This is a genomic window from Methylobacterium sp. GC_Met_3, assembly GCF_026540775.1.
Taxonomy (GTDB): domain Bacteria; phylum Pseudomonadota; class Alphaproteobacteria; order Rhizobiales; family Beijerinckiaceae; genus Methylobacterium.
Window position 1 is genome coordinate 12,945 of record NZ_JALNUL010000003.1, and the last position, 25,600, is coordinate 38,544.

A 25,600-nucleotide genomic window follows, 5' to 3' on the forward strand; every position below is an offset into this window, starting at 1 on the left:
GGCGGCGGTACCGCAGCCGAAGGCGTGATCCCGGGCGGGCGTCAGGGGGTGACGACGATCTTGCCCATGACCTCGCGGTCGCGGATCATCCGCAAGCCTTCGGCGGCCTCTTCGAGGGGCAGGAGCTTGTCGATGGTCGGCTTCAGCGTGCCGGCTTGGATCATCTCCATCAGGGCCGACAGGTCGTCGTCGTAGAAGCTGTTGGAGCCGATCACCTTGAGCTCGAAGCTCCAGATGTAGCGGAGATCCTCCTTTGGATCGTGCCCGGCGGTCGCGCCGCAGACGAGCAGCGTGCCGCCGCGCTTCAGGCATTTGAGCGAGGGCACCCAGGTGTCGCCGCCGGTGAAGTTGATCACTACGTCGACGCCGCCCTCGTAGGTACGGCGCTGGGGCTTGCCGTAGTGCTGGATCGCCCACTTGGAGAAGTCGGTCTCGCGGTAGTTGACGACGTGGTCGGCCCCGAGCGCCTTGAGCGCCGCCATCTTCTCTTCGCTGCCCGCGCAGGCGATCACCTCGGCGCCGAGCTGCTTGGCCAGCATCACGCAGCCCGTCCCAACACCGCCGCTCGCGCCGAGGATCAGGACCGTGTCGCCGGCCTTCACCGTGTTGTGGGTGATCAGCATGCGGTGGGCCGTGCCGTATGCCACCGGCAGGGAGGCGGCATCCGCGTAGCTCACGTCCGGCGGCATCGCGATCAGCTGGCTCGTCGAGACCCGGCAATACTCGGCCATGCCGCCGTCGAGCATCTCACCCATCAGGCCCTTGGCCCGGTTGAGCGGGTTGACCAGCACCCGGTCGCCGACGTGCCAATCCGCAACGCCTTCGCCCAGCTCGACGATCTGCCCGGCCATGTCGAGGCCGATGACCACCGGCATCGGCACCTTGATGCCGGGCATGCCCTTCACGGTGAACACGTCATGGTAGTTGAACGAGGACGCGCCGACCCGGATGACGACTTCGCCCGCGCCGGGGGACGGCTTCGGATAGTCGGCCACCACCTTCAGCGTGTCGATATCACCATGCGCCTCCAGCACGAGCGCCTTCATGGTTTCAGCCATCGTGAAAACCTTCTTCTGCAGGTCGGGAAGGCTACGGGATCGTCTTCGACCGCTCGTAGGGGCCGGGAACCAGGGCCGCGTCGGGCAGGCTGCCCTGGACGACGCCAACGGCCTTGAACACATCGAACTCCCGCTTCAGCGAGGCGATGTCGGCGGGCTCCATGCTGACCGTGTAGATGCCGTCCCAGAGACTCCCGTAGGCTGCGGAGTCGGCATCGCTCAGGTTCGCGGCGGCCTTCAGGATCCCAGCCACGGCTGGCTTGTCAGCCTTACCGAAGGCGTAGGCCTTGCGCATCGCAGCCACGACCTTGGCGGGCGCGTCCGGGTTCTGCGCCATCCAGGCGTTGCGCATCAGGCCGACGCCGAGGACCGGCGGCGCGTCCTGCCGGGTGAGCTGCTTCCACTCGGCGCGGAAGCTGCCGAGCCGGCGCAGCTTCACGTCCGGCAGGAGCGCGAGGGTCACGGTGCGCAGAGCCGCCGCGTCGATGTCCTTCTGGACGAGGAATTGTGCCAGCCGAGAGTCGTTGCCGGGCACGGCCTGGTAATCCGCGGGCTTGAGGCCGTGATTGGTCTCCAGGATCGCCGCCGCGATGGCGGCGGTGCCGCTGCCCGCCGGCGAGGTGCCGATCTTCTTGCCCTTGAGGTCGGCCATCGTCCGGATCGGCGAGTCCGCGGGGACGACGAAGTCGAGATCAGCCACCTGCGTCGCCAGGACGATGCTCATCGGCAGGCCGTCGGCGGTGACGCTCAGCGCCGTTCCCGCGCTTGCCGCGATCGCGAAATCGATCGCCCCGGCGGCCATGGCCTTGGTCGGCGCGTTCACATCCGGGAACTTGATGTACTCGGCGGTCAGGCCCTCCTTCTCCATGAACTTGCCGGCCTCCAGCACGGCGCCGAAGCCGAGGCTGATGCCGGAGCTCCAGTAGCCGATGCGCACCGTCTCGGCGCGCGCGAGGCCGGGCAGGCCGAGTGTGCAGAGCGCGGCGACGGCGAGAATCCGTTTCAAGGCGTTCTCCGGGAGATACGATGGGCGGAACATGCGACGGGCGTGGCCCCGGGCGGTGTCGGCCGTCACGGCTGCGCCACCTTCTTCCAGGCGAACAGGCGCTGTTCCGCCGGTTTCAGGACGAGCGTCTCGACCCCGATCATCAGGGCGACGAGGGTCAGGGTCCAGGCGAAGACCTGATCGGTCTGGACGAGATCCGCCGCCTGCCGCAGGCGGTAGCCGATGCCGCTGCTCGCCCCCAGCGACTCGGCCACGAGGACGACACGCGCCCCGAAGCCGATGGCGAGGCGCGCGCCCGAGAAGAACGCGGGCAGGATCGTCGGCAGATAGATCTTGGTCAGCACCTTGTGGCGCGGCATGCGGAAGGTGCGGGCCAGCTCGAGATGCTCGGTGCTGACCGTGCGCGTGCCCTGCCAGACGTTGGTCAGGATCAGGGGCATCGCGGTCATGAACACCACGAAGATCGTGGTCCAGTTCGAGAGACCGAACCAGATCAGCGCGAAGATCGCCCAGATCGCCGACGAGACCGTGTTGGTCACTGTCAGCACCGGCTCGAAGAAGCGGCCGAGACGGGGGCTCGCGCCGAGCAGCAGGCCGAGCGGCAGCCCCACGAGGGCGGCGAACGCGAGGCCTGCGCCGATCCGGCCCAGCGTGATGCCGAGATCGGCGGCGAAACTGGGCGTGGCCACCAGCCCGAGCCAGGTGTGCCAGACCCGCGCGGGGCTCGGCAGGACGAAGCTCGGCGCCTGCAGCGATCCGATCTGCCACGCGGCCAGCGCCAGGCCGAGCAGGGCCAGCCGCTGCAGCAGCACGCCCGCCCGGCGTCCGACGCCGGAGGTCCGTGCCTGCCGGATCAGGCGCGGCGGGGTCTTTACGAGCATCGCGCGCTCGCGGCGGAGAGGCTGATGCGCAGGCGGCGGACCTCCTCGGCGACCTCCGCGGCAAGGGGGTCGCGGGGATAGGGCAGATCGATCGCCCGGACGGTGCCGATCCGGCCGGGCCGTGGGTGCAGGACGACCACTTGGCTGGCCAGCACGACCGCTTCCTCGACGTCGTGCGTGACGAAGACCAGGGTCATCGCCCGGAGACCCGCGATGCGCAGCAGTTCCGCGTGCATCTGCGCGCGGATCTCGGGATCGAGTTTCGAGAACGGCTCGTCGAGGAGCAGGATCCTGGGCTCGGTGACGAGGCTGCGCGCGAGCGCCACCCGGCTGCGCATGCCGCCGGACAATTCATGCGGGTAGGCGTCGCGGAAGGTGTCGAGCCCGACGAGGCGGAGGGTGTCATCGACCCGCCGCACCCGCTCCGCCCGGCTCATGGTCCCGGCTTCGAGCCCGAAGGCGACGTTCTGTGCGGCCGTGCGCCAAGGGAGCAGCCGGTCCTCCTGAAACATGTACGTCATGGCCCGCCAGTCACGGAAGGCGTGCGACGGGATGCCGTCGAGGAGGATGGCGCCCTCATCCGGTTCGACCAGCCCGGCGATCATGTTGAGGAGGGTGCTCTTGCCGCAGCCCGACGCGCCCAGGATCGCGACGATCGCGTGCTGCGGGATCGCGATGTCGATCATGTCGAGGACATGGAGCGGCCCGCCCTCGCGCCGGTCGAACCACTTGCTGACATGGTCGAGCTCGACGGCGTTCACGGCTCGCCTCCCTCGGCCAGGGGCCGACTCGATGGGGGCACCACGGCGGTGTCGCGCAGGCTTGCGATCACCTTCTCCATCGTCATCGCCCGGAAGGTCTCGACGTGGCGGCGCGCCACGAGCGCTGCACTGTCCGCGTCCCCGGCCACGAGATGCTCGATCAGCGCGGTGTGGTCGTTCTCGATGTTCGGCCGCACGCCCTGAACGCCGAAGCCGAGGGCGACGAGGCGGGTCATCTCGTCCAGCAGGCCCGACAGGGTTCGATACAGGCGACCGTTCCCGGCAGCCGCGGCGATCGCGAGGTGGAAGCCCCGATTGGCCTCGAGGAAAAAATCGATCTGGTTGCCCATCTCCACCGTGATCCGGCGGCGGCAGGCCTGCTCCAGGCGTTCCAGATGCGCCCGGTTCACCCGGCCGGCGGCGGCTCGGGCGGCCAGCGGTTCGAGCTCCATGCGCAGCGCGAACACCTCATCGACATCCTTCACGGTGACCGGGCTGACCCGATAGCCGTGCCGGGGCATCGAGCTGACGAAACCCTCCTGAGCCAGACGCTGAAGGGCGATCCGGCAGCTCGCCTTTCCGATCGCGAAGTGCTCCATCACCTCGGCCTCGGTGAACCGCGTGCCCGGAAGCAACCGGCAGGCGACGATCTCGCGCCGCAACAGGTCGTACGCTTGATTGCCCTTGCGCGTCGCGTCCGGGACGGCGAGCACCCCGACCGCCGGGCGCGTCGACCGAGGTGCAGAAGCGCTCGTCATCCCGTCACCTCGTCAGCGTCCTGTTGGGTCTCTCACAGCGCACTGTGAGCAGCTCACACCTCGCACGACATATGCCAAACGAGTTCGTGAGTGCCTCGCTCGCGCCTTCCCGGTCGATGGACCAGCCGTGGTTCACCGAGGTTCAGGCCGGTCAAGATGCTTCCGATCGGCTGCGTGATCAGCTCAGCACGTGCTGTGAGCATCTCATGCCATATTTATGGGCATTCGCTGCTGGTCATGTAAATGAAACGCGCACCCAATTGCGGCGACGTTTCTAGGAGATCGCTTCTCTCAGCCTCCCATATCGGGAAATAAGCTGTGTCTTGTTCGCCAAGGCGGTGCCTGTGTCCGGCGATCGACAAAAGAGCGATCCGATCTGAGCTGCCGGTCGATTCCCAGCTTATTCGGTCCGGAACGCCGAGGCTGACGCAGAATTGCGAGAGCGCCCGATGGCAGGACGATCGGGGGGATCCCAACGAGCCCTTCATTCTTTCGCGGACGCGCCGCGGGCCACGGAGGACGGCTCCACGGATCGTTGCGGCTTTGGGAGAGCTGCCCCAAGGCTTCCGTTGCGCTCCGGCACCTCGGGATTAGGAAGGTGGTTGGGATGACTGATGAGACACCTCTACTGTGCGTGTCGTGCAACGCGCGGCGAGACAATCCCATCCGCTCAAGCCACGGTGAGGTGCCGGTTCTCGTCGCCAAACCGGCGGCCAATCCCAAGAAACTTGCTCAGAGCTCGGAAGCGTCGTGCAGATGGGCGTCGCGCAGGACGGCTTGAACCTGCCCAGCCGCCACGGCCAGTGCAGTTTCCCCCGGAACAGCATCCGATTCGATTCGCGCAAGTGAGCCAAGCCGGTAGGCGATCCGGTGCTCCACCCCTTGGAGCAGCTCGCGCGCCGGCTCCGCCTCGATGCGCAGCAGCGTCTGCGCGAGATCGAGATAGGCACTCCGAAGGAGGCTGAATGCAAAACGCGTCGCGGCTTCATCCGCGATCGGTGTCATGGTGTTCATGGCGTGCTCCTGATCAAACACGCTCCCCAAGCCGATAGTCTTATAGGCGTCACCACCAAAATTGTAAAACCGGCCCAAGCAGGCCGGTAAAATCGATAATCTCACGCGCTTTTGCGGGCGAAGATTTAACATATGACAGATGCGTATGGTGCCGTCTGCTTATCGCGCGGCGCGCAGGATGCCCCAGCGCCCGACTGGATGACCCGGTCGTCGGCGACGGTCTCGGCGCGCCCGGCGGCACAATTTTTCTGACCTTGGGACGAAGAGTTTTTAAAAGGCGACGCGGCTCCATAATAGATTATCATGTTGGCGGAGACGACGGTCTTGCCGCAACGCCGCATGTATTGATGCGATGCAATAGAATGCGAATGAAAAACTCGAATGGTCTCGCGCCTGGATCCGTCCCGGCCGAGCGCAGTCGGCAGGTGACGATGTCAGGAACGGTCCGTCCTGCGAGCGGCGCCGCGATCGGAAGTCTGGAAGGATCACGGGCCCCATGAAGAAGAACAAGGTGATCTCGGCGCAGGAAGCGATCGCGCTGATTCGCGAGAACGACGTTCTCACCACCACGGGATTCGTTCAGAGCTGCATCCCGGAGGCGCTGCACGCCGCCCTTGAGACGCGGTTCGTCGAGACCGGCTCGCCCAGGGGCCTGACGCTGATCATGACGGCGGGCGCGGGCGACAGCAAAGGTCTCGGCACCGGCCGGCTGCACCATGACGGGTTGCTCACGCGGGTCATCGCGGCGAATTTCGGCCGCATGCCGAAGGTCGCCAAAGCCGCGCAGGACAACCTGATCCGCGGCTACAACCTGCCTCAAGGCGTGATCTCGCAGCTCTACCGGGCCTGCGCGGCCGGTCAGCCGGGCCTGTTTTCAAAGGTCGGCCTCAAGACCTACGTCGATCCGCGCCACGGCGGCGCCAAGGTCAACGAGCTGACCACGGAGGACATCGTCAAACTCGTGGAGGTCGATGGCGAGGAGTGGCTGTTCTATACTGCCACCAAGATCGACGTCGCCTTCATCCGCGCCACCTCGGCGGATCCGTCGGGCAACCTCTCCTACGAGAAGGAGGCGCTGACCCTCGATTGCCTCGCCCAGGCCATGGCGGCCCGCAACAACGGCGGCATCGTCATCGCGCAGGTCGAGCGCATCGTCGATGACGGCTACCTGCTGCCCAAGGATGTGCGCGTACCCGGCATCCTGGTCGACTGCGTCGTGCTGGCCGAGCCCGAGATGCACCGGATGAACTACGGCGTGGTGTACGACGCCGCGCTGGCCGGGGAGATCCGCGTGCCGGTCACCGGCATCAAGCGGATGGCGCTCAACGAGCGCAAGATCATCGCCCGCCGCGCCGCCTTCGAACTACCCCCGAATGGCGTGGTCAATCTCGGCGTCGGCGCGCCGGAGGGCATCTCGTCTGTGGCCAACGAGGAGAAGATCACCCCCTACATCACGTTGACCACCGAGGCCGGGGCGGTGGGCGGCGTGCTGGCCTCCGGTTCGAGCTTCGGCGCGGCCACGAACGCCGACTGCATCATCGACCAGAACCAGATGTTCGACTTCTACGACGGCGGCGGCCTCGACATGACCTGTCTGGGCATGGCCGAGTGCGATGCCGCCGGCAACGTCAACACCTCGAAGTTCGGCGGCAAGCTGAACGGTTGTGGCGGCTTCATCAACATCTCACAGAACGCCCGCACCGTCGTGTTCGCCGGCACCTTTACGGCCGGTGGGCTGGAGATCGCCGTCAACGATGGGCAGGTGCGCATCGTCACCGAGGGCAAGGCGCGGAAGTTCGTCACCCAGGTCCAGCAGAACACCTTCTCGGGTCCTTATGCGGTCGAGCGCTCGCAGCCCGTCCTCTACGTGACCGAGCGTTGCGTCTTCCAATTGACGCCCGACGGGCTGGAACTGATCGAGGTGGCGCCCGGCATCGACATCGAGCGGGATATCCTCGCCCACATGGATTTCGCCCCCGTGGTGCGGAACCCGGTGCCGATGGATCCGCGCATCTTCCGCGACGAGCCGATGGAGCTGATCTCGGACCTGCTCAACCTCGATCTGAAATCCCGCGTCAGCTACGACGCCGAGCGCAACATCCTCTTCATCAACCTGGAGGGCTGGTACTGCCGGGTGAAGGGCGACATGGACGAGTTGCGCATGACCATCGTCGAGGCGTGCCGGAAGGCCGGCCAGCGGGTCAACGCCGTGATCAACCACGACGGCTTCCGCCTGAACGAGAACTTGGTCGATGATTACGCCGGCGTGCTCCAGTATCTCCAGGCGAATTACTACGCGACCACGACCCGCTACGCGACCAGCGCCTTCCTGCGCCTGAAGATGGAAGAGGCGCTGACCAAGCGCGGGGTCGCCCCCCACGTCTTCGAGCGCAAGGAGGAAGCCCAGGCCTTCCTGAGCAGCACCGAGGACTTGAAGGCGCGCAAGCGGATCTCGCCGGCGGTAGCCTCGGCGGCCTGAGGCGATCGGGAGAGCCCGGATACGGCGGGGCGCTGTTCCGGTATACGGTCGAGGCCCGTCCCGTCACGGGCGACGCCGCTGGGCGTCGCCGGGAGCCTCGACCCTGCGCCAGGATGACCGCTTCGCGATGCCGCCCGTCGAGGGCCGAGGGCGCCACGACGGTTCCTGGGCCGAACACTTCGCGGCACGCGCGCATGCTGCGCTGATCGACGAGTTGGAGACCTTTCCGAAACCCGGCCTCGTCAGCCCGGTCGATTCGGGCAGCCACGACGATATGGATGCCGAGACCCTGCGGCGCAGCGCGGCGTCGCTCCGGCCCTTCTTCGCGGACCTTGCGGTGGCGGGCGGGCAGGGCGCCACGATGGCGGAACTCCGCGCGATCGGCATCCGGGCCGAGGCCGCGATGATGCGCGCCACCGGGGGGATCAATGCGCATCGCGGCGCGATCTTCTCGCTGGGCCTGATCTGCGCGGCGGCAGGTGTGATTGGCAGGACGCCTGTCCCCGCGGAGACTTACGCGGAGACGGTCGCGGCGCGCTGGGGCGCGGCGATCGCCGGCATGCCGGCATCCCCGGTGAGTCATGGAGGCCGGGTGGTCCGGCGATACGGGGTCGGTGGCGCGAGCGCCGAGGCGGCGGCGGGCTTTTCCACGATCCGGGCGATCGGGTTGCCTGCGCTGCGGTTGGGCCGCGGCCGCGCACCCGGCGACCCGGAGGCCGCGCGCGTCGATTGCTTTTTCGCCTTGCTCGCCGTGGTCGACGATACGAATCTCCTCCACCGCGGCGGTGTGGACGGTCTGGTGGCTGCGCGGGCGGAAGCCTCGGCCTTCACGGAGGCCGGCGGCGTCGGCACGCCCGGCTGGCGTGATCGCGCCATCGCAGTTCATCGCGCCTTCGTGGCGGCGCGGCTCAGCCCCGGCGGATGCGCCGATCTCCTCGCGGCGACGCTGCTGCTCGATGCCCTCGGGACTTCACAGGCCTGAACGGGCACGCCTCTTCGGTCGCATTCTCCGGGGGGCCGGCCATACCCAGATAGGGTGTCTCGCCGCCTTGCCTTGCCCTCCCCTGCCCTGGCCTCCCCGTGACCCTGATCCGGATCGCGCTCCTTGCGCTTGCTGCCCTCTTCATCGTGCCCGTCGCGATTTCCGCCACCCTCTACTGGCTGCGTGCCAGCGGGGATTGGCGGCTCGCCGACCGCTCCAGCGCGGGTCTTCTTCCGCAGGCCGAGCGCGAGCCGGGCGCGATCGTGCGGATCTTCTCCGCGCGCACGGTGAGCTGGCGCGGGATCGTGGCGACGCACAGCTGGATCGTCATCAAGGGACCGGGTGAGCGCGCCTATCGGCGCTTCGACTACACGGCCTGGGGACAGCCGATCTGGATCGACCGCTTCGTCCCCGACGGGCGGTGGTTCGGCAATCCGCCCGAAACTGTGTTCGCGGCGGACGGAGCGGCTGCCGAGGCGATGCTGCCGCGGATCCGAAAAGCTGTGGCCGAGTACCGCTATGCCCGCCCCGGCGACTACGTTGTCTGGCCGGGTCCGAACTCGAATACCTTCGTGGCCGCCGTCATGGCGGCCGTGCCGGAGATCCAGGCCAGCTTGCCGACCACGGCGATCGGCAAGGATTTTCCCTATGACGGCCGATGGATTGGCCGAACGCCCTCTGGCACGGGTGTGCGGCTCAATCTCGGCGGCTATGCCGGGCTGACGATCGGCTGGGTCGAGGGGATCGAGGTGAACCTGCTCGGCGGCGTCGCCGGCATCGACCTGCGCCGACCCGGGATCAAGCTGCCAGCCCTCGGACGCGTCGGGATCTAGGGCCGATCACGGCATTGCGCGTCCGGAGCGAGGCGTCAGAATCCGCTCCGGACGCAGATCGCACCGCTCAGGGCGCGAGGTCGTGAACCGGCTCCTTCACCGTGCCGGGATTGCTGTTGAGCACCGTGCTGCCGGTGGAAACCGGCTTCAGCACCGCACGGTCGATCTGCGGCGGCGCGGGCAGCTCCAACGCGGCGCTCGTGGCGGCCCATTCCTGCGCAACGCGATCCGGATCGTCATTCAGCTTCGTGCCGTAGCTCGGGACGATCTCGCGGATCTTGGCCTGCCATTCCGGCGTCGCCACGTTCTTGGCGAAGACCTTCTCGAGCACCTGCAGCATGATCGGTGCCGCCGTGGAGGCGCCCGGCGAGGCCCCGAGCAGGGCCGCGATGCTGCCATCCTTCGCGTTGACGATCTCGGTGCCGAGCTTCAGCACGCCGCCCTTCTGCGGATCGCGCTTGATGATCTGCACGCGCTGGCCCGCCTGCCAGAGACGCCACTCGTCCTTCTTGGCCTTCGGGAAGTATTCGCGCAGGGCCGCGATCCGGTCATCGTCCGAGAGCATCAGCTGCCCGGCGAGGTACTCGACCAGCGGGAACTCATCCAGGCCGACGCGCATCATCGGCCAGATGTTGCTGGTCGTGGTGGAGCTGAGGAGGTCGAGATACGACCCCTCCTTCAGGAACTTCGTCGAGAAGGTCGCGAACGGCCCGAACAGGATCACGCGCTTGCCGCCCAGCACCCGTGTGTCGAGGTGGGGCACCGACATCGGCGGCGAACCGACCGAGGCTTTGCCGTAGGCCTTGGCAAGGTGCAGCGTGGCGACATCCGGGTTGTCGTTGATCAGGAACGAGCCGCCCACCGGGAAGCCCGCGTAGTCGTCGCCCTCGGAGATGCCGGATTTCTGCAGCAGGTGCAGGGCGCCGCCGCCCGCGCCGATGAACACGAACTTGGCGTCGACGCTCTGGCGGGACCCGTCCTTGAGGTTCTTCGAGGTCACCCGCCAGGAGCCGTCCGCGTTCTTGACGATGCTCTCGACTTCCGTGGACAGGCGCAGCTTGAAGCTCGGCTGCTTCTGCAGGTAGGCGACGTATTGCCGGGTCACCTCGCCCCACTCGCAATCGGTGCCGAGCGGAGACCACGTGGCGGCGACCTTCTGCTTCGGGTCGCGGCCGTCCATCATCAGCGGCACCCATTTGCGCAGCTGCTCGGGATCCTCCGAGTATTCCATGCCGGCGAAGAGCGGGCTCGCCTTCAAGGCTTCCCAGCGCTTCTTCAGATAGGCGATGTTGTCGTCGCCCCAGACGAAGCTCATATGCGGCGTGTAATTGATGAAGGAGCGCGGGTTCGTCATCACGCCGTTCTTGACCTGATAGGCCAGGAACTGTCGCGTGACCTGAAAGGCCTCGTTGATCTCGACCGCCTTGGGGATCTCGACCTTGCCGTTCTTCTCAGGCGTGTAGTTCAGCTCCGCGAGGGCCGAGTGGCCCGTGCCGGCATTGTTCCAGCCGTTCGAGCTCTCCATCGCGACCTGATCCAGGCGCTCGACCATCTGGATCGACCAATTGGGCTCAAGCTCGTTCAGCCACACGCCGAGCGTGGCGCTCATGATGCCGCCGCCGATCAGCAGGACATCGACCTTGCTGTCGGCCGCGTCGGCCAGCGCGAGGGAGGTCGGCAGCGCAGCCGCTGCCAGCCCGACCGCGGCGGTGCCGAGGATCTGTCTGCGGTTCAGAGGCAGCGCGGCCTGCGGCTGACGGTGGCGGAAGGGCGCGGTCTCATCGTCGGCACGCATGGTCGGATCCCGATTGAAGGGCGGACGTGCTTGGCGAGCACACCCGCGGACTGACACGGACGAAATCGGCGACAGGGAATGTCCCGTGCCGGCCTTCCGGATCGTTTCCTCTGGATCGTCGCGCCACACCGGAACACCGCCCGGGGTTGGCCTGCCGCGCGCGTTGCTTCGGGACTACGCGGCACCGCCTTCAAAGGTGGATGGCCGCATTAACCCGTTTCCCTGCGCGCTGAATCGCTTGCTTTGTTATTGCCCGTACCGGACCGCGGTCCGACCAGCAGGACCGCTTCCGGGTCCGATCCGCTGGGCCGCACCGCGATCGACGACCATCGCAGGTGGCACGTTCTGGCCGGATCGGTACAGCCTCTGATGGGCGTCGTCATAGAGGATGAAGCGCGGCAGGACAATCACCGAAATTCCCCGGCTGTGGCCCGCCGATCGTTGCCCTGTTGAACGGCGATATCCGCTGATCCGGCAAGCTTGCCGCTGCAATGCGATTGCTTGCATCGACGCTGGACCACATGCCCACCCAGCGCGCAGTCACAATCTCGACCGACGCGGCCTTGCTTTGACTGAGCCTGCAGTCTCGGCGTTGGATAAAGGAGATTACGAGATTCGCTTGAATCGGATCAGGCTACGCGACGGGCGGCCCGAATTCCAGTTGGGCATGACGCGCCACGGGGTGGTGACGTCCGCGTAATCACCGTCGAGCCGGACGTCCCGCCGTTGCTCCGTGCCGACCCATTCGGGTGCCCACGCCGTCTCGACCGTCGTCACCCACTGGTCACCTTCGATTCGGTAGCGACCGATATAGGCGACCAAACTCTTCATCAGTTCGGCACGCTCGGTATCCGTCGCGGCCGGTTTCCGGTCACTGCCCTCCAGATTGAACGCCACCCAACCGTCCGGGGTGAAGATCACGCGTCCGCGGGGCGTGTTGCCCATCGCGTCGATGAGCTTGCCCGTTTCCTTGTCTTCGATCTTGTAGGAAACGAGTTCCCAGGTTCCAACGAGGCGCTCCGTCAGCGATGGGCCCGATCGATCGGCCTTGTGATCCTGCGCGTCGGCCTGTGGCGCCGCCAGCGGCAGTGCGAGGGCGGCGAGCGCCATCAGAGCGCAGCGCAAGCCTATCCGTAATTTCGTAGAACTCATGTCGACGACCAGCCTATCGTAGGAACATGGTCATCCTGCGCGGCGCGGCCGTGTTGGCAAGCCCGGTGCGTGACCATCGCGACGCCCCTGTAGCGCGCTGATGCGAAGACGGTGCTCGCGCCGCCACCCTTTCGAGATCAATTGCCGTTGCGCGCCATGCGCGTGCGGCCCCCGTCCGCCATCGCGGGCAGCGGATCCTGCGTGCCGGAGACTACGATGAGGCGCTGGACCTCACCGCGGAGGAAAGCCTGGAGGAACCGCTCGTAGTCGCGGAACGAGACGCAGCCGTTCGAATCACCGCGCGGTCCCAGCATGAACGTATGGGCCAGCAACCCGACACGGCCGTAGATCGACTCGCTGCCGCCCACGGGCGTCAGCCGGATGGCCCGCACGCCGTGAAACAATTGCTCGCGCTCGGTCAGGTCATAGGTCCCGGGCGGCGTCGGTCCACGCATCCGCACATTCACAAGCCGCGGATCGTCCAGACCCTCGCCGAGGCCCGAATGGGCTTCGAGACGCTCGCCGCTCGGCAGCGTCACGCTCCGGGCGGCGATGTTGTAGACCGCAACGCCCCCCGTCGGGCTCGGCTCACGCGACAGGGCAAGCGGCGGAGAGATCCGCCGCTGCGGGGCCACCACGATCGGCTTGCTCTCGAGCGCAGCGTAGGCCAGCGCCGGTGCGGGTGCTGGGGACTGCTTGAGGCCGAACAGTTTCTCCAGGAACGAGCGCTCGTCCGTCGGCGGTGCCGCGGGCTGAGTCAGCGGACCATCGCGCCGGGCCATGCGCCGCTCGGCCCTTCGCGCGAGGACGGGTGCCCCCGGGCTTCGAAATTCAGGGGGACGCGGAACCGGAAGCGGCACGGTCATGGCGATGCGCGGCGCTTTTTCTGGCCCGCTCTCCAATGGCGCTTCCGGATTCGGTACGGCAGGAACCGGCGCCATCGGCATCCAGGCCCAATGCGCCGGCGGGCCGTCGGCGGCTTCGGGGATCGCCTCAGCCGAAGCAAACGCGTCCGGTTCGGATGGGGATGTCCCGGCCTCCGATGCCGCGGCGGTATCGCGCGAAGGTACCGGCTGGTCGGCTACCGCGGTCGACATGCTCCGGCTTGCCGCCGCGCTATCGGGTGCGGATGGCCGCAGATCATGATCTCGGATGCCGGATCCGACCAGGGCCATGGCGAGCGCGCCGGTGAAAACCGTCAGCGGTGCGAGACACGAACGTCGCGACCGTCTGCTGTCCTGGCCGTCCGGCGGCACGGTATCGATCGCCATGCAGATGCCCATGCTCCTCGTCGGGCGGGGGCAGGCCGGTCCGGGATCGTCACGCTTCGACGCGTGGGACGTGCAACCAGACAACCTGCTCCGCTCGGGCCGAAACAGCGGGTCTGAACGGGCTTTTCTGCGGCAAGTCCATGGTCAATCCAGGATCGATCAGGGCCATTTTCAGGCACTATAGGTCTCATCAGCAAGTATTCGGCGTATGATGAGCGCTTCTGATGACTGCCTTCGCCCAGCATCTATTCCGGCACGCTGCGGCGATAGCATCGACGGTCGCTGTCAGGATGGATACCTTGAGGCGCTCTCCGCCGAACGGGATACCGGTTCGAAGTTGGAGAGCGCATCACGGTGACGTCCGGGTCAACAGGACCCGGACGTATGGCTGCGAGCTTGGTTTCAGTCGTTGTCGATCTGGCGCCCCAGGAGCGCGATGGCGCGCTCATAGACCGGCGCGGCGTTCCAACCCTGGATCGCGGCGAAGTTCGGTTCGCCGGGCTGGTAACCCGCACCGGCACGCCACCCGTGCGCCTTCAGGAAGTTGGCGGTGGACGATAGGGCTGCGTTGACATTGTTCAGGTCGCCGGTGCCGTAGGTCAGCACGTTCTTGGGCAGGAACTGCGTATGGCCGACCTCCCCGTGCGCCGCCCCGCGGGTGCTCGGCGTCAGCAGGCCGCGATCGACCAGGGTCAGCGCCGCGTAGAGCTGGTCCGTAAAATACTCAGAGCGGCGGCAATCGTAGGCGAGCGTTGCCACGGCCGAGAGGGTGTTGACGTTGCCGCGCACGGCGCCGAACCCGGTCTCCATGCCCCAGATTGCCAGGAGCGGCCCCGGCGGGACGCCGTAGCGCTGCTCGATCGAGTCGAACAACGCTGCGTTCTGCCGCTTCAGCACCCGCCCCTTGGAGACGATCGTCGGACCGCCGCGCTTGGCCAGGAACTGGTCGAGCGACAGCTTGAAGCTGTGCTGTCCCCGGTCGGCCGAGATCGTGGCGGTTGAATACGTTGTGTTCTGCAGCGCCGCGAGGCTCGCCGCGCTGGCCCGGCCGCGCGCTTCCTCGGAGAATTCCCGCTTCCAGGTCTCGAAGCCCGCGGCACTGTTGCCGCATTGCGCGGCCTGCGCCTGCCCGGCGCTCAAGGCGATCCCGGCGATGGCCGCTACCGCGAGAGTCTGACGCCGCATCATGTCGATCACGAAACACTCCTTCGGCGCGTGCTCGCGCCTCATCCGCCTGGCGATACCCTGCCACATCTCGGCGATATCAGGGCGAGAAGATGTCGAAGACGCGAACTCCCAAATCCTGCCTTCACACTTGCGCATTCGCTTAACGACTGTTGCATGCCGCGGGTGGCCTGGCCGCTCTTCCGGCAGCGCCGGGACGCGCGCCGATCGGATCGATGATCGCTTTGCCGGCAAGATCTTTACCCAATAGACGGCTCATCGATGCGATGACCTGCCGCGAGTTCGCGCCCTGTGAATTGATTTGCCGACGAAGAGCATTCGTTTCGAATAGTTCTTGCTGCCGTCACAACGTTGTCAAATCTCGGTCATAGCTTTGCCGGCGGAAAAATTGGTCTCCGGAGAAGCGGTGTGGGGCTCATCACGAACACGGCAGTTCGACGCCTAACGCTGCACCGCATCTCCTGATTCGCGTTCAGCGTACCGCAATGTCGGCGATCTCAACGGCGGTGCACCGGTCTCCCCGGCATGCCGGCGCGGTGTCGACGCGCTGTCCAGGGCAAGGAACCCTGCGATCGCGTCGGCTGGCCTGATCCGGAGCGAGGTCCGAGCTGGTCGGCCGCGGGCAAGCGCCGAAGACTCGATCCATCCACCTTCATCCCACCAGCTTTCGATCTGGCAGACAGCGAGACTGAACACTCATGGCTATCGGAATGCACGGCACCGGCTCATCGCGCGCAGGCGCGCTCGGCCCCGATCTCGACCGCGACGGTGTCGCCAAGGCCTACGGCCGCTGGGCGCCGGTCTACGATCTGGTGTTCGGGCCGGTCTTCGCCCAGGGGCGGACCCTGGCGGCAGCTGCGGCGGAAAAGGTGGGCGGGCGCATCCTCGAAGTCGGGGTCGGGACCGGGTTGTCGTTGCCGGCCTATCGCCGCGCCCGCAGCATCGTGGGCATCGATATCTCGGCACCGATGCTGGAGAAGGCGCGCCAGCGCGTGGCGCGGCTCGGCCTGCGCACTATCGAGCGCCTCGCCGTCATGGATGCCGAGCACCTCGACTTCCCGGACGCGTCCTTCGACGTGATCGTGGCGCAATACGTCGTCACGGCGGTCCCGAACCCCGAGGCGGCGCTCGACGAATTCGCCCGGGTTCTCCGCCCCGGCGGCGAGATCGTCATCACCACCCGCATCGGCGCCGAGGACGGCCTGCGCCGCACCATCGAGCATGCCCTGGCGCCGATCACGAGCCGCCTCGGTTGGCGGACCGAATTCGCCTGGAACCGCTACGCCGCCTGGGCGGCCGGCGCCCCGGTCGAGATCGTCGAGCGCCGGGCGCTGCCGCCGCTCGGCCATTTCTCCCTCGTCCGCCTGCGCAAGCACGACGCCTGAGTTCCCGCGACGGCACTCCCCCATCATCGTTTCACGAGGACGCACACCATGGCGAGCTTTCTGGAAGCTCTGCGCATCCAGCGCTGGGATGATCACCGGTACTACCACCACAATCGCGTCAACCAGAGCTTGCATGTGGTCAGTGCGATCAGCTTCCTGGTGGCCTACGCCCTGGCGTTCAAGGACCCGGCGACGGCTGCGCTCATCGGCTGGCTGATCGCCATGACGTCTCGGCAGGCCGGTCACTTGTTCTTCGAGCCGAAGGGCTACGACCACGTCAATGACGCCAGCCACGAGCACAAGGAAGAGATCAAGGTCGGCTACAATCTGCAGCGCAAGATCGTGCTACTCGCGATCTGGGCGCTGTCGCCGCTGCCGCTCTACGTCGATCCGAGCTTATTCGGCCTGATCTCGCCGCATCAGACCACGACGGACCTGATCCGCAACGTCGGCTGGATCTGGCTGTGGCTGGCGCTGGCGCTGGCGGGCCTGCTGTTCCGGATGGTGCAGCTGTTCGTCCTGCGCGACGTGCAGACCGGACTCGTTTGGGGCACCAAGATCCTCACGGGCCCGTTCCACGACATCAAGCTCTACCACAAGGCGCCGATTGCGCTGCTGCACGGTGAGTTGGTCGAAGAGCACGAGCCGCACGAGCACGGCGCCTGGGATTGCAGCGGACGCCGGGTGTGGACCCGTCCGGCGCTCCTGCGGCCGGATCAGCCTTGATCCGGTGCGCGCAGGCCGAGCCGGGCGCCGAACTTGCCGAGCCGCAAAGCCGCGACCTCCCGCAGGATCGCGCGCCGGATCGCCTTATCGCTCGGCGCACCCGCCTCCCACCAGCCATCGGCTTGCATCGCCGTGGCCGCCGCGACGAACCGCGCCGCCACGACCTCGAACGCGGCGTCGTCATAGGCGAGGCTGAAGATCAGGCGACCGGTCCCGACCCAGGACAGGGCCAGCCCCTCCGCGCGCAGGTAGAATTGCAGCATCCAGTTGTAGCGCGACGGCTTGGTGTACAGGACCGTCCAGACCGTGGACATGTTCGCGACCTGCACCGGCAGGCCGGCTTCCGCCAGCAGGGCGTTGAGGCGCGCCGCGCGCCGGTCCCAGGTCGCGTCGAGATCGGCGTAGAGGGCGGCGACCTCCGGCGTGTCGAGCCGGTCGAGGAACGCGCTCATGGCGCCCATCACGTAGGGATGGGCGTTGAAGGTCCCGCGGGCGAAGCAGATGTCGACCGGGCGGTCGTCCCGGTAGCGGCGCATCAGGTCGGCGCGCCCGCACAGCACGCCGACCGGCAGGCCGCCGCCGAGCGTCTTGCCGTAGGTGACCATGTCGGCCTGGACGCCGAAATACTCCTGGGCGCCGCCGCGGGCGAGGCGGAAACCGAGGAAGACCTCGTCGAGGATCAGCACGATACCCCGGGCAGTACATACCGCCCGCAGCTCGCGGAGCCATTGCGTGTAGGCGGCCCGGTCGAAGGCGGTTTTGCGCGCGCTGTCGACCAGGGCAGAATCGGCCGGCGCGCCCGCATTGGGGTGCATCGCCTGGAGCGGGTTGACCAGCACGCAGGCGACATCCCGGCGGGATGCGAGGACGCGCAGCGTCCGTTCAGACAAGTCGGCCAGGGTGAGCGTGTCGCGGGTCGGGACGGGGTTGCCGATGCCGGGCTGCACTTCGCCCCACCAGCCGTGATAGGCGCCGCACAGGCGCACGATCCGGCGGCGTCCGGTATGGTAGCGGGCGAGCCGCACCGCCTGCATCACCGCCTCGGTCCCGGACATGTGGAACGAGACCTCGTCGAGGCCGGAGAGCGCCTTCAGCCGCACGACGTTGCCGGTGACTACTGGGTGCACTGGGCCGAGCACCGGGCCGAGCGCAGCAACGCGCGCGGCCCCCTCCTCCAGGCAGGCCCGGTAGAAGTCGACGCCGAACAGGTTCACTCCGTAAGACCCGGCCAGATCGTAGGCGGTGTTGCCGTCGAGATCCGTGACGGTGACGCCCTCCGAGGCCGCCGCGAAGGCGCCGGTGGCGAGATGAGCGCGCACGTGCCGGGCGTATTGAAACGGCACCCGGTACAGGCCGGTGAATTGCAGATCCGACAAGCCGTCGCGCACGGCCTCGGTCTCGGCGCGGGTGCGCGCGTAGCGCGTCCGGAACAGGTCGGAGAGCTGCGCAAAGCCGGCCTCGCGCCGCTGCGCCACCGCTTCGTCCGGATCGTCCGAGCGGAAGAAGGCGCGCTCGGAATAGGCGTAATGCGGAATGAGCCCGGCGACGCGCCGGGCCATCCGGGCATGGCCCGTGAGCGAAGGATGTTTCGCCCGGGACAATCGCAGGCGCTCTGCAGCGCGCGGAAGAGCCAGAACCGCGGTGGCGGCAGTGGCGGACAGGGTGACGAGGAGCGCGGACATCGCCCCGCGCCCTATCGGAGGCAATTCACGGCATGATGACGGTTTCCGGATCGCCGCTGCGGCGGGCCCTGGCGCGGGTCGGCGCCCAGGAGGACCTGAACTTCTTGCTGACCAACCGGCTGCCGCGCCGGCTCGCGACCCGGTTCATGGGCTGGTTCGGCCGTATCGAGCAGCCGCTGGTGCGCGATGTCTCGATCGCCACCTGGCGCCTGTTCTGCGACGTGGACCTCAGTGATGCGCGTGACGCGCGCTTCCCGAGCCTCCACGCGGCGTTCATCCGGGCGCTCCGGCCCGGGGCCCGGCCGGTCGCGGCCGATCCCGCGATCCTCACCAGCCCGAGCGACGGGATCCTCGGTGCCCATGGCCGAATCGAGGCGGGGCGCCTGTTCCAGATCAAGGGGCTGTCCTATCGCCTGGTCGATTTGCTCGGGGGTGATGCGCAGCTCGCCGACGCGCATGAAGGCGGCACCTACGCCACCCTGCGCTTGACCGCCGGAATGTATCACCGCTTCCACGCGCCCCACGATGCGCGGGTCGAATCAGTCCGGCACATCTGGGGCGACACGTGGAACGTGAACCCGATCGCCCTGAAGCGCGTCGAAAACCTGTTCTGCCGCAACGAGCGCGCCGTTCTGCGGCTGCGCGTGAAAGAGGCGGGTCACGCGGTCACGCTGGTGCCGGTGGCGGCGATCCTGGTGGCAGGCCTACGCCTCGGCTTCCTGCCGGAGGGCACGGCCTTGCGCCGGACGGGCGGCCGGACCTTGCCCTGCACGGCCCGCCTCGCCAAGGGTGACGAGATGGGTTGGTTCGAGCACGGTTCGACCATCGTGGTGCTGGCACCGGAGGGATTCACGCTCCTGGCCGAGCTGACCGAGGGCCGAAGCCTGCGCATGGGCGAGCCGCTGATGCGCCTGCCCGCGGCAGCGGGGGCCGGTTGAGGGCCCCCATGGTCGTCAGGCTGCCTGAACGGTTGCGAGATAGTCCGTCACGGCGGCGCTCAGTGCATCCGATTGCCGCGACAGCTCGGTCGCGGCCGTCAGAACCTGGGACGCGGCGGTACCGGTCTTGGCAGCGGCATGCGTGACCGCGCCGATATTGACCGTCACCGCCTGCGTCCCATCGGCCGCCTCGCTGGCGCTGCGCACGATCTCCTGCGTGACGGTCCCCTGCTCTTCCATTGCAGCCGCCACGCCGACCGCGATGGTCCGCAGATCAAGGACCGTGGTGGTTATGGCCTGGATGGCGTCCACGGCGCGAATCGTTTCGCACTGAATGGCATTCACTTGGCCGGAGATCGTCTCGGTGGCCTTCGCGGTCTGGTCGGCCAGTTCCTTGACCTCCGCGGCGACCACGGCGAAGCCACGGCCGGCCTCGCCGGCCCGGGCCGCTTCGATCGTGGCGTTCAGTGCCAGCAGGTTCGTTTGAGCGGCGATACCCGAGATGAGGCCGATCACGGCTCCGATCCGCTCGGCCCCCTCGGCCAGACCCATGACCAGGGTGTTGGTCTCGTTGGCGGTCGTGGCAGCGCGTTCGGCCATCTCGGAGGAGCGCGTGATCTGACCGTTGATCTCGGCGATCGAGGTCGACAATTCCTCGCTCGCCGCCGCGACGGTCTGGACGTTGGCCGAAGTCTGCTCGGCCGCCGACGAGACCGTGGCGGATTGGGCGGCTGTCTGATCGGCGTTGCGGCTCATCGAACTGGCCGTCGCCTGCATCTCGTCCGCTGCGCTCGTCAGCGTCTGCGTCATGCGTTCGACCTGAGACCGGAACGCCCGTGTCGCCCCATCCAAGACCTCCGCCCGGTGGGCTTTGTCCGCAAGATCCTGCACGGCCGCCTTATCGGCCACGCGTTTGGCGATCAGCGCCTCCCGGAAGATTTCGAGCGCTTTTGCCATGGCACCGATCTCATCGCGCCGCTCGGCTCCGGTCACCTCCGTGTCGAGGTCGCCCGAGGCCAGGCGCATCATTGTCACCGTCGTCTCCTCGATCGGTCGTGTGACCTGAGCGAGGATCACTCTGACTCCATACGCGACCGCGACCACGGCAAGCAGCAGCGCGGCGAGTTGCAGGATGCGCAGGATGTCCGCCAAGGCTTCCGCGCGCTCGAACTCCGCGCGCGCCACGCCGACTTGCAAGTCGATGAGCTTCGTCACCCCCGCCATCGTCGGTGTCGTAGCCTGAAGCAACTCGGCCTTGGCGGACGCGGTGGCGGCGGTGTCCTGGGCCTTCAGAGCGCGGCTCAGATCGTGGACGATGACCGCGTCCCGAACAAGCCGCGGCTTGAGGGCTTCGACGAGGCGCTCCTCATCTGAAGTCAGGTAGGTGGCCAAGTATTCGGACCAGACCTGCATTGAGCGTGCAAGTTGCCGCTCCAGGATGGCAGCGGCCTCGCCCTTGTCCGTCGTTGGCTTATCGATGGATCGCAAGACGACGAGCATAGCATCGTAGGCGTCCCGGAACGTGCTGAACTGGCTGAGCGGTAAAATTCGGTCCTCGACAATCGTATGAAGGCTTCTGTTGCCGCTGCGAAGCGCAAAATTGCCGAGTGCCGCAGAGCCAAGAAGTAGAGTGCCGAGCATCACGAGCAGCGCGATGAGCCGCACTTTGATCGAGATCTTCATGTGAAGGGACAGGTCCTAGGATCCGTAATTTTTCCAAAAGCTTGGGCATCCTAGTGCCGAGCCAGGGAAACTCAAGTGTCCGACTTCGACGCTGCTAATAATTCGATATCTAAGATTTTATACGGATTGATTTAAGGCAAAAAGACTTCGTATCTATTGTTGGCACGCACCGCAGTGGTCGATAGGAGCTCTAGTTTTGCTGAGGATTTCTGATTCCGATCAAAGGCTCTCGAATTTTTGATCTGAGGTCGTCTTTTTCCGAAAACCGGTGACGCCGTTTCGGCAATGGTTCGACGACCTCTTCGTCCACGGCGGCGGCCTCGCGGGTCACGCTGCGCGCGTACGAGTGCGACTCGAAAACGCCACGAGCCGCCGAGCCCGTTTAGGGGCCGGCGGCTCGCTTGCTCGGCGCGGTCGGCGCCGGTCTACACGTCGAGGTTGGCGACGCTCAGGGCGTTCTCTTGGATGAACTCGCGCCGCGGTTCCACGACATCGCCCATCAGCTTGACGAACAGGTCATCGGCGTCGGTGACGTCCTTGACCTTGACCTGAAGCAACGAGCGGACTTCGCGGTCCAGCGTCGTTTCCCAGAGCTGCTGGGCGGTCATCTCGCCGAGGCCCTTGTAGCGCTGGAGCTGCAAGCCCTTGCGGCCGAAGGCCATCACCGCCTCGAACAGGGCGACCGGACCGTGCAGGACGGTCTCATCGGCCTTGCGCATCAGCGTGGCGGGCTCGCCGTAGATCTCGCGGAAGGCGTCCGCCCGCTCGGACAGGCGGCGGGCCTCCTGGGACGCGATGAGGCCGGCATCCAGCGTCGCCACCTGCCGGACACCGCGCAGCGTCCGGCTCAAGCGGTAGCCGCCCTCGAAGGCTTCACCCTGCCAGCCGCGCTCGGTCTCGTCCGCGATGGCATCGAGGCGGCGCGCGGTCACGTCGGCCAGCACCTCCGCTTCGCCCGGATTGTCCGCAACCTCGGCATCGAACGCACCGGCGAGCACCGCCTGCTCGACCACCGAACGATCGTAGCGCGTGTGAAGGCCCTGCAGGATGTTCCGGAAGGTGCGCGCCTCTTCGACGAGGCTCTTGAGTTGAGGGCCGGCGAATTCCGCGCCCGTGGAGAGCCGCAGGATCGCCCCGTCGGTGCCCTGATCGATCAGGTAATCCTCGAGGGCGCGCTCGTCCTTCAAGTAGATCGCCCGGCGCCCGCGTTCGGCTTTGTAGAGGGGCGGCTGCGCGATGTAGAGGTGGCCGCGATCGATTAGCTCCGGCATCTGCCGGAAGAAGAAGGTCAGCAGCAGGGTCCGGATGTGCGAGCCATCCACATCCGCATCGGTCATGATGATGATGCGGTGGTAGCGCAGCTTCTCAGGATTGAAGCCTTCGCGATCTGTGGAGGAGCGTCCGATCCCGGCGCCGAGCGCCGTGATCAGCGTCCCGATCTCGGCCGAGGACAGCATCCGGTCGGCACGCACACGCTCGACGTTCAGGATCTTGCCGCGGAGCGGCAGCACCGCCTGGAAGGTGCGGTCGCGGCCCTGCTTGGCTGAGCCGCCGGCGGAATCACCCTCGACCAGCAGGATCTCGCACTTGGTCGGATCGCGCTCTTGGCAATCGGCGAGCTTGCCGGGGAGCGAGGCGATGTCGAGCGCGCCCTTGCGGGTGACAGTCTCCCGCGCCTTGCGGGCCGCCTCGCGGGCCGAGGCCGCCAGCACCACCTTGCTCATCACCGAGCGGGCCTGCTGCGGATTCTCTTCAAGCCAAGTCGACAGGCCCTCGTTGAGGACGTTCTCCACCGCTGGCCGGACCTCGGAGGAGACGAGCTTGTCCTTGGTCTGCGAGGAGAATTTCGGGTCCGGCACCTGCACGGAGATGACCGCGGTCAAGCCCTCGCGGCAATCCTCGCCGGTGAGCGAGACCTTCTCCCGCTTGGACACGCCTGAGGAATCGGCGTAGCCGGTGATCTGGCGGGTCATCGCGGCCCGGAAACCCGCCATATGGGTGCCGCCATCCCGCTGCGGGATGTTGTTGGTGAAGGGCAGGACCGTCTCGTTGAACGAGTCGTTCCACCAGAACGCGACCTCGACGCGAATCCCGTCGCGTTCCGAGCAAACCACGATGGGATTGCTAATGCCGTCGATCGGCTTGCGGGAGCGATCGAGGTAACGCACGAAGGCTTCGATGCCGCCCTCGTAGTACAGTTCCTCGCGCTTCTTCTCGGCATGGCGACCATCGGTCAGAACGATGCGCACGCCAGAATTGAGGAAGGCGAGTTCGCGCAGGCGCTTCTCCAGCGTCCCGTAATCGAACTCGATCATCGTGAAGGTGTCGGTTGAGGGCAGGAAGGAGACTTCCGTGCCGCGCCGGCCGTTGCCGGGGCCGACCACCTCGAGCGGCGCCACGGCATCGCCATGGCGGAACTCCATCGCGTGCTCCTTGTCGTTGCGCCAGACGCGCAACTTCAGCCACGACGACAGGGCGTTCACGACCGAGACGCCGACGCCGTGCAGTCCGCCGGACACCTTGTAGGAATTCTGGTCGAACTTACCGCCCGCGTGCAGCTGGGTCATGATGACCTCGGCTGCCGAGACGCCCTCTTCCTTGTGGATGTCCACCGGGATGCCGCGGCCATTGTCGGAGACCGTGACGGACCCGTCCGCGTTGAGGGTGACGGTGACGAGATCGGCGTGGCCCGCGAGCGCCTCGTCGATGGCGTTGTCCACCACCTCGTAGACCATGTGGTGGAGACCCGAGCCGTCGTCGGTGTCGCCGATGTACATGCCGGGGCGCTTGCGGACGGCGTCGAGGCCCTTCAGCACGCGGATCGATTCCGCGCCGTAATCGGCGTGCTCGGATTGGGGGGTGTCGGCCATGTACTTCCTCGGGCAGGCGGGCCTTGACGCGACGGAGGGTCTCGCGCCGTTAGGCGCCCACGCCTGAACTCTCTTTCGGTCTGCACAATATAGGGGTTCCACCTTGAGTTTGCACGATTTTTGCGCGCTCGCGGTGGGACCGGTGCGTCTTTTCTGAGGCCACCGGCTTAACGCCGCGTTAGCCCTCGATCCCGCCCACGCTCGCCGCGTCGAGCCGGGCGACGGCCTCCGCCGACAGCGTCAGTCCGGCCGCGCCCAACAACTCGTCGAGTTGCGCCACGGAGGTGGCACTGGCGATCGGCGCGGTGATGCCCGGCCGGGCGATGATCCAGGCCAGCGCCACCTGGGCCGGGCTCGCCCCGTGCGCGGCTGCAACCGAATCGAGCGCATCGAGCAACGCGAAGCCCCGCGGGTTGAGGTACTTGGCGACCCGGTTCTCCCGGGCCCGGCCGGCAGCGTCCTGGGCCGACCGATACTTGCCGGTGAGGAAGCCCGCCGCCAGCGAGAAATAGCCGATCACGCCGACTTGCTCGGCCCGGCACAGCGGCTCCAGCTGGGCCTCGTAGCGGCGCTCGGCGAGGCTGTAATCGGGCTGGAGGCATTCGTATCGCGGCAGGCTCGCTGTGGCCGAGAGTGACAGCGCCTCCTTGAGCCGCTTGGCGCCGTAATTTGACGCCCCGATCGCCCGGACCTTGCCGTCCGCGATCAGGCGCTCGTAGGCGCGCAGGGTCTCGTCGAGCGGCACGTCGGCATCGTCGAGATGGGACTGATAGAGGTCGATTCGGTCGGTTTGCAGCCGCCGCAGGGACGCCTCGCAAGCCTGCTCGATATGCTGCGCCGACAGGCCTTTCCCGGCCTCGCCCATATCCATGCCGACTTTGGTGGCTAGCACGACCCGGTCCCGCACGCCCGGGCGGGCCGCGAACCAGCGCCCGATCACCGTCTCGGATTCACCGCCCACGTGGCCCGGCGCCCAGCGCGAATAGACGTTGGCGGTGTCGATGAAGTCGAAGCCGCGTTCGACGAACCGGTCGAGGATCGCGAAGGAGGTCGCTTCGTCGGCAGTCCAGCCGAAGACGTTCCCACCAAGGCAGAACGGCGCGACTGTCAGGTCAGAGCGGCCGATGCGGCGCTTATCCAT

Annotated in this window: 21 protein-coding genes; 7 read left to right on the forward strand and 14 right to left on the reverse strand. The window is 67.0% G+C overall.

Features of this window, described 5'->3' with window-relative positions; all coding sequences use genetic code 11:
- Nucleotides 1-41: 41 nt before the first annotated feature.
- The 6 genes from OXS27_RS05475 to OXS27_RS05500 all read right to left on the reverse strand — a co-directional run bounded on the left by OXS27_RS05475 (nucleotide 42) and on the right by OXS27_RS05500 (nucleotide 5,478).
- Nucleotides 42-1,058: a zinc-binding dehydrogenase gene (locus OXS27_RS05475; RefSeq protein WP_267354842.1), complete on the reverse strand. Its 1,017-nt coding sequence runs from the start codon at nucleotides 1,056-1,058 to the stop codon at nucleotides 42-44.
- A gap of 31 nt (nucleotides 1,059-1,089) precedes the next feature.
- Nucleotides 1,090-2,064 carry an ABC transporter substrate-binding protein gene (locus OXS27_RS05480; RefSeq protein ID WP_243919368.1) on the reverse strand — a complete coding sequence of 325 codons (975 nt, stop codon included), beginning with the start codon at nucleotides 2,062-2,064 and terminating at the stop codon, nucleotides 1,090-1,092.
- A gap of 65 nt (nucleotides 2,065-2,129) precedes the next feature.
- Nucleotides 2,130-2,945 carry an ABC transporter permease gene (locus OXS27_RS05485; RefSeq protein WP_267354846.1) on the reverse strand — a complete coding sequence of 272 codons (816 nt, stop codon included), beginning with the start codon at nucleotides 2,943-2,945 and terminating at the stop codon, nucleotides 2,130-2,132.
- The gene (locus tag OXS27_RS05490; RefSeq protein WP_267354848.1) at nucleotides 2,936-3,706 is read right to left on the reverse strand and encodes an ABC transporter ATP-binding protein; all 771 of its coding nucleotides are present in this window, start codon (nucleotides 3,704-3,706) and stop codon (nucleotides 2,936-2,938) included. The genes OXS27_RS05485 and OXS27_RS05490 overlap by 10 nt, the downstream gene beginning before the upstream one ends.
- Nucleotides 3,703-4,464: a GntR family transcriptional regulator gene (locus OXS27_RS05495; RefSeq protein ID WP_267354850.1), complete on the reverse strand. Its 762-nt coding sequence runs from the start codon at nucleotides 4,462-4,464 to the stop codon at nucleotides 3,703-3,705. The genes OXS27_RS05490 and OXS27_RS05495 overlap by 4 nt, the downstream gene beginning before the upstream one ends.
- Nucleotides 4,465-5,196: 732 nt before the next feature.
- Nucleotides 5,197-5,478 carry a hypothetical protein gene (locus OXS27_RS05500; RefSeq protein ID WP_267354852.1) on the reverse strand — a complete coding sequence of 94 codons (282 nt, stop codon included), beginning with the start codon at nucleotides 5,476-5,478 and terminating at the stop codon, nucleotides 5,197-5,199.
- A 496-nt stretch (nucleotides 5,479-5,974) separates the two neighbouring features.
- Between OXS27_RS05500 and OXS27_RS05505 the strand changes: the two genes are divergently transcribed.
- The 3 genes from OXS27_RS05505 to OXS27_RS05515 all read left to right on the forward strand — a co-directional run bounded on the left by OXS27_RS05505 (nucleotide 5,975) and on the right by OXS27_RS05515 (nucleotide 9,772).
- A complete protein-coding gene (locus OXS27_RS05505) occupies nucleotides 5,975-7,957 on the forward strand; it encodes a CoA-transferase (RefSeq protein WP_267354854.1) in 1,983 nt (660 codons plus the stop codon).
- A gap of 127 nt (nucleotides 7,958-8,084) precedes the next feature.
- Nucleotides 8,085-8,939: a triphosphoribosyl-dephospho-CoA synthase MdcB gene (gene mdcB / locus OXS27_RS05510; protein ID WP_267354856.1), complete on the forward strand. Its 855-nt coding sequence runs from the start codon at nucleotides 8,085-8,087 to the stop codon at nucleotides 8,937-8,939.
- Nucleotides 8,940-9,037: 98 nt separating this feature from the next.
- On the forward strand, nucleotides 9,038-9,772 hold the full coding sequence (locus tag OXS27_RS05515; RefSeq protein ID WP_267354858.1) for a DUF3750 domain-containing protein: 735 nt from the start codon (nucleotides 9,038-9,040) through the stop codon (nucleotides 9,770-9,772).
- A 67-nt stretch (nucleotides 9,773-9,839) separates the two neighbouring features.
- Here OXS27_RS05515 and mqo read toward each other — a convergent pair whose 3' ends face one another.
- The 3 genes from mqo to OXS27_RS05530 form a co-directional block, all read right to left on the reverse strand.
- Nucleotides 9,840-11,567, reverse strand: a complete 1,728-nt coding sequence (gene mqo, locus OXS27_RS05520; RefSeq protein ID WP_267354860.1) for a malate dehydrogenase (quinone) — start codon at nucleotides 11,565-11,567, stop codon at nucleotides 9,840-9,842.
- A gap of 606 nt (nucleotides 11,568-12,173) precedes the next feature.
- Nucleotides 12,174-12,677 (reverse strand): lipocalin-like domain-containing protein, encoded by a 504-nt coding sequence (locus OXS27_RS05525; protein ID WP_267354862.1) that lies wholly within the window; start codon nucleotides 12,675-12,677, stop codon nucleotides 12,174-12,176.
- 179 nt (nucleotides 12,678-12,856) lie between these two features.
- The gene (locus OXS27_RS05530) at nucleotides 12,857-13,990 is read right to left on the reverse strand and encodes a tlde1 domain-containing protein (protein ID WP_267354864.1); all 1,134 of its coding nucleotides are present in this window, start codon (nucleotides 13,988-13,990) and stop codon (nucleotides 12,857-12,859) included.
- On the opposite strand from OXS27_RS05530, the gene OXS27_RS05535 reads away from it, so the two are divergent.
- A complete protein-coding gene (locus tag OXS27_RS05535; protein ID WP_267355339.1) occupies nucleotides 13,872-14,174 on the forward strand; it encodes a hypothetical protein in 303 nt (100 codons plus the stop codon). The genes OXS27_RS05530 and OXS27_RS05535 overlap by 119 nt on opposite strands.
- 218 nt (nucleotides 14,175-14,392) lie before the next feature.
- Here OXS27_RS05535 and OXS27_RS05540 read toward each other — a convergent pair whose 3' ends face one another.
- Nucleotides 14,393-15,178, reverse strand: a complete 786-nt coding sequence (locus tag OXS27_RS05540; RefSeq protein ID WP_267355299.1) for a lytic transglycosylase domain-containing protein — start codon at nucleotides 15,176-15,178, stop codon at nucleotides 14,393-14,395.
- A 695-nt stretch (nucleotides 15,179-15,873) separates the two neighbouring features.
- On the opposite strand from OXS27_RS05540, the gene OXS27_RS05545 reads away from it, so the two are divergent.
- Both OXS27_RS05545 and OXS27_RS05550 read left to right on the forward strand, forming a co-directional pair.
- Nucleotides 15,874-16,560 (forward strand): methyltransferase domain-containing protein, encoded by a 687-nt coding sequence (locus tag OXS27_RS05545; RefSeq protein WP_243919384.1) that lies wholly within the window; start codon nucleotides 15,874-15,876, stop codon nucleotides 16,558-16,560.
- A gap of 48 nt (nucleotides 16,561-16,608) precedes the next feature.
- Entirely contained in the window at nucleotides 16,609-17,286 is a 678-nt protein-coding gene (locus OXS27_RS05550; protein ID WP_267354867.1) for a hypothetical protein, read from the forward strand.
- Here the strand turns inward: OXS27_RS05550 and OXS27_RS05555 are convergent.
- Entirely contained in the window at nucleotides 17,277-18,968 is a 1,692-nt protein-coding gene (locus OXS27_RS05555) for an aminotransferase class III-fold pyridoxal phosphate-dependent enzyme (RefSeq protein ID WP_267354869.1), read from the reverse strand. The two genes, OXS27_RS05550 and OXS27_RS05555, sit on opposite strands and share 10 nt — an antisense overlap.
- Nucleotides 18,969-19,000: 32 nt before the next feature.
- Here OXS27_RS05555 and asd point away from each other — a divergent pair, with 32 nt between their 5' ends.
- Nucleotides 19,001-19,906: an archaetidylserine decarboxylase gene (asd, locus tag OXS27_RS05560; RefSeq protein WP_267354871.1), complete on the forward strand. Its 906-nt coding sequence runs from the start codon at nucleotides 19,001-19,003 to the stop codon at nucleotides 19,904-19,906.
- Between the two features lie 15 nt (nucleotides 19,907-19,921).
- Here the strand turns inward: asd and OXS27_RS05565 are convergent, their stop codons facing one another.
- The 3 genes from OXS27_RS05565 to OXS27_RS05575 all read right to left on the reverse strand — a co-directional run bounded on the left by OXS27_RS05565 (nucleotide 19,922) and on the right by OXS27_RS05575 (nucleotide 25,600).
- Entirely contained in the window at nucleotides 19,922-21,589 is a 1,668-nt protein-coding gene (locus tag OXS27_RS05565; protein WP_267354873.1) for a methyl-accepting chemotaxis protein, read from the reverse strand.
- Nucleotides 21,590-22,014: 425 nt separating this feature from the next.
- On the reverse strand, nucleotides 22,015-24,459 hold the full coding sequence (gene gyrB / locus OXS27_RS05570) for a DNA topoisomerase (ATP-hydrolyzing) subunit B (RefSeq protein ID WP_243919401.1): 2,445 nt from the start codon (nucleotides 24,457-24,459) through the stop codon (nucleotides 22,015-22,017).
- 178 nt (nucleotides 24,460-24,637) lie between these two features.
- Complete coding sequence (locus tag OXS27_RS05575) at nucleotides 24,638-25,600, reverse strand: aldo/keto reductase (protein ID WP_267354876.1); 963 nt, start codon at nucleotides 25,598-25,600, stop codon at nucleotides 24,638-24,640.